Here is a 13818-nt window from a genome sequence, read left to right as displayed (position 1 = left end):
GTCCCGTCGTCCTCAGTCACAGATATGAATAGTTTCGGGACGTGGCCCGGTAATCTGTGAGCAGGCAACGATCCGCCGCCCCGTCACACCAGCCGCTCGACCTCCTTCGCCGCCCGCACGAAATCGGCGAAGAGGGGGTGCGGGGCGAAGGGTTTCGACTTGAGCTCGGGGTGGAACTGGACGCCGATGAACCAGGGATGGTCCTGCCACTCGACGATCTCGGGGAGCTTGCCGTCCGGGCTCATGCCCGAGAAGACCAGCCCGCAGGCCTCGAGCTTCTCGCGGTACTTCACGTCCACCTCGTAACGGTGACGGTGGCGCTCCTCGATCGTCGCGGCGCCGTAGACATGGGCGACTTTCGAACCTTCCTTGAGATTGGCGGTATAGGCGCCGAGCCGCATCGTGCCGCCCTTGTCGTCATCGACCTTGCGGGCGACCATGTGGTTGCCCTGCACCCATTCCTTGAGGTGGTAGACGACCGGCTCGAACCGTTTCTCGCCCTTCTCGTGGTCGAACTCCTCGGAGCCCGCGCGGGTGAGGCCGGCCTTGTTCCGCGCCGCCTCGATCACCGCCATCTGCATGCCGAGGCAGATGCCGAGATAGGGGATGTTCTTTTCCCGCGCGAACTGCGCGGCCTTGATCTTTCCTTCCGTGCCGCGCTCGCCGAAGCCGCCGGGGACGAGGATCGCGTGGAAGCGTTCGAGGTAAGGAGCGGGGTCCTCGCGCTCGAAGATCTCGGCGTCGATCCATTCGGACTTCACGCGCACCCGGTTGGCCATGCCGCCGTGGGTCAGCGCCTCGGCGATGGATTTGTAGGCGTCCTCGAGCTGGGTGTACTTGCCGACGATGGCGACGCGGACCTCGCCCTCGGCATTGGTCAGCCGGTCCATCACGTCTTCCCAGCGCCCGAGGTTGGGCCGTGGCGCAGGCGCAATGCCGAAGGCGTCGAGCACCGCCTGGTCGAGCCCCTCGCGGTGATAGGCGAGCGGCGCCTCGTAGATCGTCTTGAGGTCATAGGCGGGGATCACCGCTTCCTCGCGGACGTTGCAGAAGAGCGCGATCTTGGCGCGCTCTTTCTCCGGGATCGGGTGTTCGGAGCGGCAGACCAGCACGTCGGGCGCGAGGCCGATCGACTGGAGTTCCTTGACCGAGTGCTGGGTCGGCTTGGTCTTCAGCTCGCCGCTCGCCGCGAGGTAGGGCAGGAGCGTGAGATGCATCAGGATCGACTGGCCGCGGGGCCGCTCGTGGATGAACTGGCGGATCGCCTCGAAGAAGGGCAGACCCTCGATGTCGCCCACGGTGCCGCCGATCTCGCAGAGCATGAAATCGACCTCGTCCTCGCCGATATGGAGGAACTCCTTGATCTCGTTGGTGACGTGGGGGATCACCTGGATGGTCTTGCCGAGGTAGTCGCCGCGGCGCTCTTTCTCCAGCACGTTGGAATAGATCCGGCCTGAGGAGATGGAATCGGTCTTGCGGGCATGGACCCCGGTGAAGCGTTCGTAATGGCCGAGGTCGAGGTCGGTCTCGGCGCCGTCGTCGGTGACGAAGACCTCGCCATGCTCGAAGGGCGACATCGTGCCGGGATCGACGTTGAGATAGGGGTCGAGCTTTCTCAGCCGCACCGAATAGCCGCGGGCCTGCAGGAGCGCGCCGAGCGCTGCCGAGGCCAGTCCCTTGCCGAGCGAGGAGACCACACCGCCGGTGATGAATACATAACGCGCCATGCTGCGGAATCTCCCGTGATTGCCTCAAGTCGCTTGGGTTTGCCGTGTCATCTCAGGACACGGCATCACGGGAGTCGACGCATAACAGATTCGCGCGCCGCCCGCAACCGGACCGCAAGGTGTTGTGGTAAGGATCGTGTCTCAGGTCAAATCGTTGTGGTGCGGTGTCATTCCGCCGGAGGCGGTGCCGCGGGGGCGTCATCGCTCGACGGCGGCAGCAGGTTGCCTTCGGGCACCACCGGCGCGGTGGCGTCCGCCGGAACCTCGGCCGGAGCCTCTGCGCCGGCCTGGTCGAGCACCGAGGTGCCCGTGGCGTTCTGGGCCGCGAGGATCGTCAGCGTGATCGAGGTGGCGATGAACCCGATGGCGAGGAGCCAGGTCACCTTTGTCAGCGCGTTGGCCGCGCCGCGGGCCGACATCGAGCCGCCGCCGGAGAGAAGCCCGCCGCCCTCGGAGCGCTGCAGGAGCACCACTCCGATCATCAGGAGCGCGAGAATCAGATGGACGGTGAGGACGACGTTTTCCATGAACCGCTTGGCCTTCGTATTTCGCTGACGCGCCTATCTAGGCCCATGGCGAGGGGGCCGCAACCCCTCAGTCGCCGACATCGTCCATGTCGGATTGTCCGCTGATGCGGCGGCGCACATGACTCCAGCTCAGACCGATGCCGAGAACGACCGACAGGGCGAGAATCCCGAGCCAGGCGTTGAACGAGGGATCGTCGAGCCGGAGGAGCCCCTGGTCGATCAGAACCCAGACCAGAGCGGCCACGACGGCGGCGACGAGCGCCATGCCGAGGCCGCCGATCGAGCGCAGGGTGGCGCGCAGGTAGATCACGTAGCCGATGAGAAGCAAGAGGCCGGCGAGCACGACCAGTGGCATCTGCTCGGAAAAGGACTGCCGAGCCCAGTGCGCGAAGCTCCAGCCGGTCGGGTTGTAGGTCGCGGACAGAAGCCCGAACGCGGCGAGCCAGCGCGCGAGAAATCCCATGTGACGCCTCCGTTTTACGCAGGGCTATACGTCACGGTTCGGTCTGTCCAGCGGGGTGGGCGCGCGTCCGCTTCGGTTTTCGGAGATGCCGGACATGTGTGCGGCGCAGGTCCGGCACCCCGGGGGAGGACCGCGGGCGCGGCAGACCCCCCGCAGCGTCCCGCGCGAGGGCCCTGGTTCGCGGAGCGGGTCGCCCGGACCGCTTTGTCCGGACTCTCGGCGGGACTGCGTGTCAGACCCAGAACTGGTCCCAGTTGTGGAGGTCGAAGAAGTGTTCCTTGCCGGACATGATCTTCCCGTCGGCGACCTCGAAGGTGATGCAGCACATCGTGTCGAGCGTCTTGCCGTTGCGCTGTCCGGTATTGCGGTGCACGCCGACCACCTGACCGTTTCCGTTGGCGGTGACGTAGAGCAGTTCCGCCCTGAACGTACCCTGGGTTTCGCCGAGGTAGGTGCCGTACTGCTCGTAAACGGCCTCGCGCCCGTCGCGGATGCCCGCGATCGGCGACTGGCCGGGCGTCTGCCATGTGAGCTTCTCGGACGAAAGCGTCGAGAACAGGTCGAGATCGCCGGTGTTGAAAGCGTGATAGGCCTTGCGGACGATGTCGGCGGCGGCTTCTGCGGTCATCTTTGTCTCCTGGGATGCATGTGACTTTAAGGCGAATAGTGCGGTCGAGCCGCCAGCCGCGCCGAGGACCGCAGCCGAGTTCAGCAGGTTGCGCCGGGACGGCGACCAGCGGCGTTCGCGGGGTGGAAAGTCGAATATCTTCATCATTTCGTCTCCTTCCGGCGGGGCGTGACTGCCCGACAGTCAGAAGGATGACGGCTTTCAGGCCGCCTCACATGAGGGGAACTCCTCAGGCGGCGGCGATTTCTTCCGCGACCAGGCCGCGCTCCAGCGCATAGAGCGCGGCACCGGCGCGCGTAGAGACGCCGATTTTCGCGTAGAGGTTCTGGATATGGTTTTCCGCCGTCTTGGGCGCGATTCCGAGGATGGCGGCGGCTTCCTTCGCCGTCAGGCCGGAGGCGATCTGGCGCAGCACCTCGATTTCACGGGGCGTGAGGCCGTCAATGCCTGGCTTGGCCGCGCGTCGCGAAACCTGGCCCGCGGCGGTCAGGACGGCCTCGGTTCCCTCGGCGCAGAGCTTGCCCGACCGGACCAGGCTGCGCAGCTTCTCGGCGGCGGCCTCTGCGGTCACGCCGGGGCGATGGGGCCGGTCCTCGATCGCGGTGCAATAGGTTTCGGCCGCGGCGAGGATACGGGCGGCGGGCGAGAGGTCCGGTGCCTTGGCGTAGCGGTGATAGCCGGTGCCATCCAGACGTTCGTGATGGCGCAGGACAAGGCCCGCGATGGCCCGTCCGTCGGCGCCGAGGCAGGCAAGCGCCCTTTCCCCGTGATAAGGGTGCAATTGCGCGCTGTCGGTTTCCCGCGGCGAAAGCGGCGTCGCCTTCAGCCAGGTCGAAACCGGCACCGACAACTCGCCGATGTCATGGACATAGGCGGCCCAACGGATGGCGCGGATGTCGTCGTCCGGCAGACCCATGCAGTGGCCCGCCGCATCGCCGAGCCTGGCGACGGCGCGGGAATGGCCGAAGGTGAAGGGCATCCGCATGTCGATCATGTCCGCGATGGCGGTGAACGCCTCTTCGCAGGCGGCCGCATCGAGATAGGCGTGGGGTTCCGGTTCGAGGGCCAGGATCGCCTCGCGCGTGGCCGCGCCGGCTGTTCCTCGCATGAAGCCGGATGCGTCGGCGAGGAAGAGGTCGGCGAGCGCGGCCTCATAGGGGCCGTCCCGCCGCGACCGGATTTCCTCGACCATCCTGTCGGGTCCTTGCGCCTCGTTCAGGGCAACGGCGTCCTGCGCCAGCGTGACAATGCGGACGGGCAGCCTGACATTCTGGCCGGAAAGCCCGTTCGGCAGGCCCTTGCCGTCCCAGCGTTCGTATAACTGGCCGAGATTGCCGCGCATGTCCTCGGTCAATCCGAGGCGCTGGCCGATGCGCTGGGCGACCTCGCAATGTCCAGCGAGGATCGGAACGCTGATGCCGATGGCGTCGGCCAGCCCCTGCTGGATCGCGGACTTCAGCCGGTCGGGCGGCAGGTCCGAGAAATGCCGATTGAAGGCGTTGACGAAGGTCTGCCCCAGGGCCGCATGGTTGCCGAGGTCGGTGATCGCGAGGTCCTGCCGGAGCGCGATCTCATCACCGAACGCCGAGGCGAGGAGGTGCGTGTCGGCGTTGCAGCCGATATAGCGCAGGATCGCGTGGTGATAGACTTGGCGGCAGAGCTCGGTGCCAAGGTCCATCGCACCGGCGACGCGCATCGCGACGATGCAGGAGCGAAGCGCGAAGTCCCGCGACTGGCCGGTGGCAAGGTCGGTCGCATAGGCGAGCACCATCATCAGGTCGGCGCGTCGGACGGATACCTCGGTGCTCATCGGTTGCGATCCATCGCTCGGACTATCTGCCCGCACCATCATCCTAGCCCAAGAGCGGCGGTCTGCGGAATTGTTTAGTGGCGTCGAGGGTTTCGCCGCCTCCGGGCGTCAAGCGGCCAAGAATCCGGTTTCGCCCGCCTCTCCGCCCCGCTATACCGTGCCGGGTTTGGCGTCAGAGGAGTGAGACGGATGGCCAATGTCGTGGTGGTCGGGGCCCAGTGGGGCGACGAGGGCAAGGGCAAGATCGTCGACTGGCTCTCCGAGCGCGCCGATGTGATCGCGCGCTTCCAGGGCGGCCACAATGCCGGCCATACGCTGGTCATCGACGGCAAGGTCTACAAGCTGAACGCGCTCCCTTCGGGCGTCGTGCGCGGCGGCAAGCTCTCGGTCATCGGCAACGGCGTGGTGCTCGACCCCTGGCATCTGGTGAAGGAAATCGCGGCGATCCGCGAGCAGGGGGTGGAGATCAGCCCCGAGACGCTGATGGTCGCCGAGAACACGCCCCTGATCCTGCCGTTCCACGGCGAGCTGGACCGGGCGCGGGAAAGCCAGGTCTCGGTCGCCAAGATCGGCACCACCGGGCGCGGCATCGGGCCGGCCTACGAGGACAAGGTCGGCCGCCGGGTGATCCGGGTCGCCGATCTGGCCGATGACGCGACGCTGGAACTGCGCGTGGACCGCGCGCTCGTCCATCACAACGCGCTGCGCGCCGGTCTCGGGCTCGAGCCCATCGACCGCGACGCGCTCCTCGCCGCTCTGCGCGCCATCGCGCCCGAGATCCTGCCCTATGCGGCGCCGGTCTGGAAGGTGATGAACGAGGCGCGGAAGTCCGGCAAGCGCATCCTCTTCGAAGGGGCGCAGGGCGCGCTTCTCGACATCGACTTCGGCACCTATCCCTTCGTCACCTCGTCGAACGTCATCGCCGGCCAGGCGGCGACCGGGACCGGGATCGGCCCGGGTGCGATCGACTTCGTCCTCGGCATCGTCAAGGCCTACACGACCCGCGTGGGCGAGGGGCCGTTCCCGACCGAGCTGCATGACGGCGACGGCCAGCGCCTCGGCGAGCGGGGCCGCGAATTCGGCACCGTCACGGGCCGCAAGCGCCGCTGCGGCTGGTTCGATGCCTGCCTCGTGCGCCAGACCTGCGCGACCTCGGGCGTCAAGGGCATCGCGCTGACAAAGCTCGACGTGCTCGACGGGTTCGAGACGCTGAAGATCTGCACGGGCTACGAGGTCGATGGCGAGAGGCTGGACTACCTGCCGATGGCCGCCGACAAGCAGGCGCGCTGCACACCGATCTACGAGGAAATGCCGGGCTGGCAGGAATCGACGGAAGGCGCCCGGAGCTGGGCCGACCTGCCCGCCAACGCGATCAAGTACGTCCGCCGGGTCGAAGAGCTGATCGACTGCCCGGTGGCGCTTCTGTCGACGAGCCCCGAGCGCGACGACACGATCCTCGTCACCGATCCGTTTGCCGACTGATGCTGTCCTACCGCACCCGCCGGCGCCTCGCGCTCCTGATCCTGCTGATCGGGCTGCCGGTCTATATCGTCGTCGCGGTGAGCCTTATCAACATGCTCGACGCGGCGTTCGGGCGGCAGCCGTTCTGGGTCGAGATGCTGATCTACATCGGGCTCGGTTTTCTCTGGATGCTGCCGTTCCGCTTCGTCTTCCGCGGCATCGGCAAGGCTGATCCGGAGGCCGGAAACGAAACGGAGCGGTGAGAACCGCTCCGTTTTTCTGATCGCTTCGGTCTGATACGCCTCAGCGCGTCGCGTGGCGCGCCTCGGACATGAAGCGCGAGGCCTCGGTGATTGCGAACTGACCGCGGCGCACCTTCTGGATCTTGCCCTGCCGCAAGAGCATCCCGAACGAGCGCAGACCGTCCTCGCGGCTGTAGTCGGATTCGTCGGAGAAGTTGGCGATCTTGCGCAGGATCTGCGGGCGCGAGAAATGCGGCTGGCCCTCGACCGTGGCGGTATAGGCCGCGGCGGCCTCGAGAAGCTCGACGAGGCTGGTCGCGCCGAGGCGCTCGGCGAAGTCGGCAAAGTTCCGCGCGTCCTCGGGCGAGATCGCGACATCGGCCTCGGCCTCGGCCTCAAACTCGGCCTCGTCGGGGTCGTGCTGACCGGCGCTGACGCGGCGCGGGCGGACGAGATCCTCGTCGGCCGGCTCGGGCTCGGCGTCAATGCGCAGCGCGGAGACCAGGACCAGCGGCGCGGGGCGCGGCTTCGCCGCGGTCGCCGGGGTGGCCGGGGTGGCCGCGACATCCTCTATCTCGGTCGCCGGCAGGCGCGGGCGCACCGCCTTCGACAGATCGTCGCGGTAACGGTCGAGATCGGTCCGGGTGTCGACCGGCGCAGGGCCCTGGTCGTCGCCGGATTTCAGTTTGCGGTCGGCGACCGTGGCGACGACGGCGGCCTTGAGCTGGGTGATCGCCGAGAAGCGGCGGCGGCTCTCGACACCTTCGAGCTTCGATCTCGCGACCTCCATCAGCCGTTCGACCGAGGCTTCGTCGTCGCTCGACCGGCCTTCGAAAAGCGCGCGGCCGGCAATGGACTGGCGGCGCGGCGCGCCATGCGGGGGCTCGGCCGGCCAGCGCCCGGACGGGGCTTCGGTGGCGCCTATCGCGGCGCTGATGCCGGCGAGCAGCTGGGAGTCTTCGTCTTGCTCGGCCGCGTCGACGGCGTCGTCCTGCGGCTCGTCGGTCGCGACCGCGCTCGCGTCGTCGTGGAGCGCGGCGAAGATCGCCGACCGTTGGTCGTCGTCGCGGGTTTCTGTGGTCTCGTCGGAGGCGGCAGCCTCGGCGACGCGGCCGGTCTGGGGCATCGCCGGGATGGCCTGCGGGGATGTCCCGTCATTCTCGGCCGCCGCGCGGTGGATCTTGATCACACGGGCGCGGGCGCGCTCGAAGTAGCTCGGCTTGTCGTCTTCCGAGGCGGCGGAGTCGCTGGCTGGGCCTGCTTCGGCGGCGGGGGAGGCTTCCATCGGCTCGGAGAGGTCGTCGCCGAGGTCGATGTCGAAACCGAAATCGTCGCCGGGCATGGGCGCCGCGGATTCGATTTCCGCTTCGGGTTCGTTGCCGCCGGCGGCGGCGGAGGCCGGCTGGGCGGTCGCGACGACCGCGCGGATGCGCTGCAGCTTCGCGGCGACGCCATCATCGGCCGGCGCGGCTTCGGGCTCGGTCGCAGCCGGTGCAGTGGCCGCCTGGCCGGGCGACGCGTCTTGTGGGCGCAGCACGACACCATTCGCGCTGATCTTCGCGTCGACCCGGCGCCTGATCTCGCGCTCTGCGATCTGGTGCAGCATTTCGGCATCGGGGGTCGGCGGCTCGGCGCCGAAATAGCGGTCGTCCGCGGCGAGGTCGCGGAAATACTCGGCGATTGCCTTCATGGTCGAGAACGGCTCGTCGAAGCCCTCCAGCGTGCAGGAGAACGTGCCGTACGAGACCGTGAGGATCTTACTTGCACCGGCCATGGGATACTCGCTTTCTGACTTCGCCTGTCTGCGCAGGCTGGAAACAATCTCGTGCCTTTGCGTGGACAAATGCAGGCAAAAAGAAGGATTCTTTCTGGCGGCGATTGTGTTCTCGCGCCTTGCTCGCCATCAATACTGCCATGTTCAGGGGCATTGTCCAATCATCACGACCCGTTACGCTTCTTGGCGCAGGAGAGGTATCGCATCGCTGCGTGGCCGAGGCGCTTTCGAGGGCGCCCTTCCTTGTAGCCGCCGATGGTGGCGCGAATGTGGCCATCGCGGCGGGGCATGTGCCCGAGGCGGTCATAGGCGATCTCGATTCCGTGAGCCCGGCGGCGCGGGCGGCGATTCCGGCCGAGCGGATCTGGCGCATCGACGAGCAGGAGACGACCGATTTCGAGAAATGCCTGAGCCGCATCGAGGCGCCCTATATCCTCGGGCTCGGCTTCACCGGGGCGCGGCTCGATCATGCGCTCGCCGTCTGGTCGGCGCTGGTGCGCCATCCGGCGCGGCGCTGCCTGATTCTCGGCTCCGAGGATGTCGTCTTCGTCGCCCCGCGGCGGATCACGCTCGACCTCGCGGCGGGGACGCGGGTGTCGCTTTACCCGATGGGCCGGGTGGCGGGGCGGTCGGAGGGGCTTTTCTGGCCTATCGAGGGCGAGGATTTCGCGCCGGACGGGCGGATCGGCACCTCGAACCGGGCGCTGGGGCCGGTGACGCTGGAGTTCGACGCCGCGAAGATGCTCGTGATGCTGCCGCGCGCCTGCCTCGGCGCGGCTATCGCAGCTCTGGCGCCGGCGGGTCGAGCGTGAGGCGGGCAGCGCGGGCGACTTGGCGCTCGCGGTGGATGATGTAGAGGCCTGAGCCGACGATGACGGCGACGCCGGCCCAGGTCATCGCGTCGGGGAAGTCGCTGAAGAAGAGGTAGCCGAAGAGCGTCGCGGTCACGATCTCGAGGTAGTGGAGCGGCGCCAGCGTGGCGGAGGGCGCGAATTTCAGCGCGTAGGTCATCGCCATGTGGCTGACCGTGGCGGCGAGGCCGACACAGAAACACCAGAGCCAGAAGATGCCCTCGGGCAGGGCGAAGGCGAGCGCGGGCTCGCCTGTCGCGTCGCCGAGGGCGAGGAGCGGCAGGCAGAGGAGCGCGGCGACGACCGCGGTCTGGAACTGCATCGTCACCGGGTGGACGTGGCGCGACAGGTGACGGGTGACGAGCATGTAGAGCGCGAAGGAAATCGCGGTGCCGAGCGGGAAGAGGGCCACCGCGCCGAAGGCCGCGAACGAGGGCTGGATCACCAGCATCGCGCCGGCAAACCCAACCGCCGAGGCGGCAAGGCGGCGGGGCCCGACCTGTTCGGAGAGGACGAGCTTGCCGATCAGGAGGATGATGAAGGGCTCGACGAAGGCGATGGCGAGCGCGTCGGCGATCGGCATGACCTTGACGGCGGCGACGAAGCAGAAGGTCGAGACGATCGACATCGCGGCGCGCAGGGCGGTGAGCCAGAGCGCCCGCCGCGAGAGCCGGAGCGTCAGGCCCATCACGAGGACCACCGGCAGCATCAGCGCGGCCTGGACGATGAAGCGGCCGAGCGTGACCACGCCCACCGGCACTGATTGCGCGGCGAGTTTCGAGGCGACATCGATCAGCGGCGCGAAGATGCAAAAGCCGATCATCAGGGCGACGCCGGGCAGGATACGGTCATCGAGGTTCATGGCCTCCCGCTAGCCTGCGGCGGCGTGCGCGTCCATCCCGAAAGCGACGCGAGGTGTCGGGCCGGCGCGGCGCTCAGGCGGCGCGGGCGAGGCGGCGTTCGCGGGCGATGACGTAGAGCCCGGCGCCGATCGTCAAGACGATGCCGAGGGCCGCGAGCCGGTTCGGCAACTGGTCGAAGACCGCCCAGCCGATCAGCGTGGCGAAGGGGATTTCCAGATATTGCATCGGCGCGAGCGTCGAGGTCGGTGCGAAGCGCAGGGCGCCGGTCATCAGGAGATGGGCGGCGGTGCCGAAAAGGCCGAGCGCCAGGAGGAGCGCCGCGTCGCCCGGCGCGGGCCAGACCGGGGCGAGCGCCGCGAGGCCGGAGCCCTCGGCCAGGAGGAGCGCGGGCAGGAGGAGCGCCGAGCCGAGAAGGCCGCTCGCCGCCTGGAGCGTGATCGCGTCGGTGTCGCGGGCGATCTGGCGGGTGACGAGCATGAAGAGCGCAAAGACGAGGGCCACGAGAAGCGGCAGCAGCGCGGGCGCGCCGACCGCGGCGAAGTTCGGCTGGATCACGAGGAGCGTGCCCGCGAAGCCCACGGCACAGGCGGCGAGCCGGTGGCGGCCCACTTCCTCGCCGAGCACGGCATGGCCGAGCAGCAGCATCAGGAACGGCATCACGAAGGCGATGGCGACCGCGTCGGCGAGCGGCAGGAAGCGCAGCGAGAGGAACATCGCGGCGATCCCGGTGATGTGCAGGAGCGTGCGCAGCCCGGTCAGGAGGGCGGTGCGGCGCTGCATCCTGAGCGTGCCGCCGGTGATGGCGAGGAGCGGCACGAGCACCGCGGCCTGGACCGCGAAGCGGGTGGCGACGAGTTCGAGGAGCGGGATCCGCGGCCCGAGGAGCTTGGCGATGGAATCGCCGATGGGGGCGAGGAGGCAGAAGCCGAGCATCAGGAGGATGCCGAGGAGGGGACGGTCGGGGCGCATCGGGGCGAGACTAGGAGGCGCCGGGCCGCACCGCAATCGCGGATCTCGCCCGCCTAGCCGGAGAGCGGCCCTCGCAGCCAGAGCAAGAGGGCGAGCGCCACCAGCAGGATCGCCCAGAGTGCCGCGTTCCGCCGGCTGGCGCGGCGAGCTTTCTGCTTTTCGAACCACGTGCGCGGCGTGATTCCGCGTGTGACCATCACGATCTGGGCGGCCAGGTTCACGCAGACGACGTTGACGCCGAGAAGAAGTGCCGCCCCGGCCGCGAGATCGGGCCGGGCCGCGCCGAGAAAGAGCCCGATCGCGGCGGTGGGAGGCAGGAGCGCAACCGCGACCATGACGCCGACGAGCGCCGACGATACCCCGGTAACGAGCGACAGCGCCGCCGCCGCGCCCGAGGCGAGCGCGATGGCCATGCCGTCGAAGCCGACATTGCTGCGCGCCATCAGCTCGGACGACGAAATCGGGAGGTGCCAGAACCACCCGACGGCTGTACTGAGCGCCAGGACGAGCGCGATCCCGAGGAGGTTCGCGCCCGCCGCCCGCGCCATCAGCTTGCCGTCGCCGAGCGCGACGCCGACCGCGAAGGCGAGGTTGGGCCCGAGGAGCGGCGCGATCACCATCGCGCCGACGACAACCGCCACGTTGTCGGCGAGCATCCCGAAGACCGCGACGATGGTGGAGAGGATCACGAAGACGATGTAGTCGCGCCCCCATTCGGCGGCGGTCCAGACCTCGTTGTAGATCTCCTCGCGGGTGCGGCCGCCGGGGCCGCTGGGCTTCTCGTCCTCCTTGTCCTCCTCCTCATCGTCGTCATCGGGGAAGGGGATCGTGGTTTCGACGGGCGTCAGCGTGATGCGCCAGTCGCCTGCAGGGCCGAGCGCGGATTGCAGCGCGTCGATGAGATCCTGCCGATGGCCGCGGCCGACCAGCATCTGCACGAGCTTCCGCCCCGGCGCCTGCGCCTCCGCGAAGACGCGCACAGCGATGGCGCCGTGATCCTCGGCGGCCGCGAGAAGCCTCGAGACGGATGCTTCAGGCGCGCTGACATGAATCTGGCGAAGGCTCATGCGTCTTCATAGCCGATGCCGGCCGGGGTCGCCACTTCGCGATCCGAGGCGTGTCCGCTCAGCAGTTCGGGACGTTGACCGCGAGCCCGCCGAGCGAGGTTTCCTTGTATTTCTCGTGCATGTCGTGCCCCGTTTGCCGCATCGTCTCGATCGCCGAGTCCAAGGGCACGAAGTGCTTGCCGTCGCCCCGGAGCGCCAGCGAGGCCGCCGAGACCGCCTTGATCGCGCCGAGGCCGTTCCGCTCGATGCAGGGCACCTGCACCAGCCCCTTCACCGGGTCGCAGGTCATGCCGAGATGGTGCTCGAGCGCGATCTCGGCGGCGTTTTCCACCTGTTCGGGCGTACCGCCCATCACCGCGCAGAGCCCGGCGGCCGACATCGCGGCGGCCGAGCCGACCTCGGCCTGGCAGCCGCATTCGGCGCCCGAGATCGAGGCGTTGTGCTTGCACAGGCCCGCTATTGCGGCGGCGGTGAGGAGGAAGTCGCCGATCCTCGACTGGCTCGCGCCCGGCACATGGTCGAGCCAGTAGCGGATCACCGCCGGCAGGACGCCCGCCGCGCCGTTCGTCGGCGCGGTGACGACCTGACCGCCGGCGGCATTCTCCTCGTTCACCGCCATAGCGTAGACGCTCATCCAGTCGTTGATCGTGTGCGGCGCGGTCAGGTTCAGCCCCTGCTCGGCCTTCAGCGCCTGATGGATGCCCTTGGCGCGGCGGCGTACTTTCAGGCCGCCGGGCAGGATGCCGTCGGTGGCGAGGCCGCGCTCGATGCAGTCGTTCATCACCTGCCAGATCCGCGCCATGCCCTCGTCGAGATCCTTCGCGGAGCGGAAATGCAGCTCGTTGGCGCGCTTCATCTCGGCGATCGACTTGCCGGACTGGGCCGCCATCTCGAGCATCTTCGCGGCGCTCTCGAACGGGTAGGGGCAGCCCGTGGGCTTGGCCGCGGTCTTGTCGGCGTTCATCAGTTCGCCCTCGGTCAGGACGAAGCCGCCGCCGATCGAGTAGTAGGTCTCCTGCAGGATGACGTCGCCCTCGGCATCCGTCGCCATCAGGATCATGCCGTTGGCATGGCCGGGCAGGTTCGGGCCGTAGTCGAAGGCGAGGTCGGTCTCGGGCTGGAACTGCAGCGTCGGCAGGCCCGGCGGCGTGACGGTGCCGGTCTCGGCGATGGCGGCGAGCGTGGCCTCGGCCTTCTCGTGGTCATAGGTGTCGGGCGCGAAGCCCGCGAGGCCGAGGATCGTCGCGCGGTCGGTGGCATGGCCCTTGCCGGTGAAGGCCAGGGAGCCGTGCAGCGAGGCTTTCAGCCCGTGGGCGTGGAAGGGTGAGGCGCGCAAGGCCTCGAGGAAGCGGGCGCCCGCGACCATCGGGCCCATCGTGTGGGACGAGGAGGGGCCGACGCCCACCTTGAACATGTCGAAGACGGAGAGGAACATG

13 protein-coding genes are annotated in these 13818 nt (G+C 68.4%); 3 read left to right on the top strand and 10 right to left on the bottom strand.

Annotated elements, in window-relative coordinates:
* Positions 1-83: 83 nt before the first annotated feature.
* From R5H32_RS14030 to R5H32_RS14010, 5 genes are all read right to left on the bottom strand, one after another.
* Positions 84-1727, bottom strand: a complete 1644-nt coding sequence (locus tag R5H32_RS14030) for a CTP synthase (RefSeq protein WP_318339306.1) — start codon at positions 1725-1727, stop codon at positions 84-86.
* 167 nt (positions 1728-1894) lie between these two features.
* The gene (secG, locus tag R5H32_RS14025; protein ID WP_318339305.1) at positions 1895-2254 is read right to left on the bottom strand and encodes a preprotein translocase subunit SecG; all 360 of its coding nucleotides are present in this window, start codon (positions 2252-2254) and stop codon (positions 1895-1897) included.
* A gap of 67 nt (positions 2255-2321) precedes the next feature.
* A complete protein-coding gene (locus tag R5H32_RS14020; protein WP_318339304.1) occupies positions 2322-2717 on the bottom strand; it encodes a DUF6524 family protein in 396 nt (131 codons plus the stop codon).
* Positions 2718-2949: 232 nt separating this feature from the next.
* On the bottom strand, positions 2950-3345 hold the full coding sequence (locus R5H32_RS14015) for a nuclear transport factor 2 family protein (protein WP_318339303.1): 396 nt from the start codon (positions 3343-3345) through the stop codon (positions 2950-2952).
* 229 nt (positions 3346-3574) lie between these two features.
* Positions 3575-5155 (bottom strand): HD domain-containing phosphohydrolase, encoded by a 1581-nt coding sequence (locus tag R5H32_RS14010; protein ID WP_318339302.1) that lies wholly within the window; start codon positions 5153-5155, stop codon positions 3575-3577.
* A gap of 189 nt (positions 5156-5344) precedes the next feature.
* Here R5H32_RS14010 and R5H32_RS14005 point away from each other — a divergent pair, with 189 nt between their 5' ends.
* Entirely contained in the window at positions 5345-6637 is a 1293-nt protein-coding gene (locus R5H32_RS14005; protein ID WP_318339301.1) for an adenylosuccinate synthase, read from the top strand.
* Positions 6637-6879: a DUF2842 domain-containing protein gene (locus R5H32_RS14000; protein WP_412099025.1), complete on the top strand. Its 243-nt coding sequence runs from the start codon at positions 6637-6639 to the stop codon at positions 6877-6879. The genes R5H32_RS14005 and R5H32_RS14000 overlap by 1 nt, the downstream gene beginning before the upstream one ends.
* A gap of 40 nt (positions 6880-6919) precedes the next feature.
* Here R5H32_RS14000 and R5H32_RS13995 read toward each other — a convergent pair whose 3' ends face one another.
* On the bottom strand, positions 6920-8632 hold the full coding sequence (locus R5H32_RS13995) for a hypothetical protein (protein WP_318339300.1): 1713 nt from the start codon (positions 8630-8632) through the stop codon (positions 6920-6922).
* Positions 8633-8772: 140 nt separating this feature from the next.
* Here R5H32_RS13995 and R5H32_RS13990 point away from each other — a divergent pair, with 140 nt between their 5' ends.
* Positions 8773-9444, top strand: coding sequence for a thiamine diphosphokinase (locus R5H32_RS13990; protein WP_318339299.1), 672 nt, complete (start codon positions 8773-8775; stop codon positions 9442-9444).
* On the opposite strand, the gene R5H32_RS13985 is transcribed toward R5H32_RS13990, so the two are convergent.
* From R5H32_RS13985 to R5H32_RS13970, 4 genes are all read right to left on the bottom strand, one after another.
* A complete protein-coding gene (locus tag R5H32_RS13985; protein ID WP_318339298.1) occupies positions 9410-10345 on the bottom strand; it encodes a DMT family transporter in 936 nt (311 codons plus the stop codon). The two genes, R5H32_RS13990 and R5H32_RS13985, sit on opposite strands and share 35 nt — an antisense overlap.
* A 73-nt stretch (positions 10346-10418) precedes the next feature.
* Positions 10419-11315 (bottom strand): DMT family transporter, encoded by an 897-nt coding sequence (locus R5H32_RS13980; protein WP_318339297.1) that lies wholly within the window; start codon positions 11313-11315, stop codon positions 10419-10421.
* A 53-nt stretch (positions 11316-11368) separates the two neighbouring features.
* Entirely contained in the window at positions 11369-12382 is a 1014-nt protein-coding gene (locus tag R5H32_RS13975) for a TIGR00341 family protein (RefSeq protein ID WP_318339296.1), read from the bottom strand.
* Positions 12383-12440: 58 nt separating this feature from the next.
* The gene (locus tag R5H32_RS13970) at positions 12441-13817 is read right to left on the bottom strand and encodes an L-serine ammonia-lyase (RefSeq protein WP_318339295.1); all 1377 of its coding nucleotides are present in this window, start codon (positions 13815-13817) and stop codon (positions 12441-12443) included.
* Position 13818 lies beyond the last annotated feature (1 nt).

The organism is Defluviimonas sp. D31 (assembly GCF_033436765.1).
Classification (GTDB): Bacteria; Pseudomonadota; Alphaproteobacteria; order Rhodobacterales; family Rhodobacteraceae; genus Albidovulum.
This window is presented reverse-complemented; position numbering and strand designations above follow the sequence as displayed.

Coding starts and splice junctions, on each gene's coding strand:
- R5H32_RS14000 (WP_412099025.1), top strand. CDS start 6,637: ATGCTGTCCTACCGCACCCGCCGGCGCCTCGCGCTCCTGATCCTGCTG.
- R5H32_RS14020 (WP_318339304.1), bottom strand. CDS start 2,717: ATGGGATTTCTCGCGCGCTGGCTCGCCGCGTTCGGGCTTCTGTCCGCG.
- R5H32_RS14005 (WP_318339301.1), top strand. CDS start 5,345: ATGGCCAATGTCGTGGTGGTCGGGGCCCAGTGGGGCGACGAGGGCAAG.
- R5H32_RS13985 (WP_318339298.1), bottom strand. CDS start 10,345: ATGAACCTCGATGACCGTATCCTGCCCGGCGTCGCCCTGATGATCGGC.
- R5H32_RS13995 (WP_318339300.1), bottom strand. CDS start 8,632: ATGGCCGGTGCAAGTAAGATCCTCACGGTCTCGTACGGCACGTTCTCC.
- R5H32_RS14015 (WP_318339303.1), bottom strand. CDS start 3,345: ATGACCGCAGAAGCCGCCGCCGACATCGTCCGCAAGGCCTATCACGCT.
- R5H32_RS13990 (WP_318339299.1), top strand. CDS start 8,773: ATGTTCAGGGGCATTGTCCAATCATCACGACCCGTTACGCTTCTTGGC.
- R5H32_RS14030 (WP_318339306.1), bottom strand. CDS start 1,727: ATGGCGCGTTATGTATTCATCACCGGCGGTGTGGTCTCCTCGCTCGGC.
- secG (WP_318339305.1), bottom strand. CDS start 2,254: ATGGAAAACGTCGTCCTCACCGTCCATCTGATTCTCGCGCTCCTGATG.
- R5H32_RS14010 (WP_318339302.1), bottom strand. CDS start 5,155: ATGAGCACCGAGGTATCCGTCCGACGCGCCGACCTGATGATGGTGCTC.
- R5H32_RS13975 (WP_318339296.1), bottom strand. CDS start 12,382: ATGAGCCTTCGCCAGATTCATGTCAGCGCGCCTGAAGCATCCGTCTCG.
- R5H32_RS13980 (WP_318339297.1), bottom strand. CDS start 11,315: ATGCGCCCCGACCGTCCCCTCCTCGGCATCCTCCTGATGCTCGGCTTC.
- R5H32_RS13970 (WP_318339295.1), bottom strand. CDS start 13,817: ATGTTCCTCTCCGTCTTCGACATGTTCAAGGTGGGCGTCGGCCCCTCC.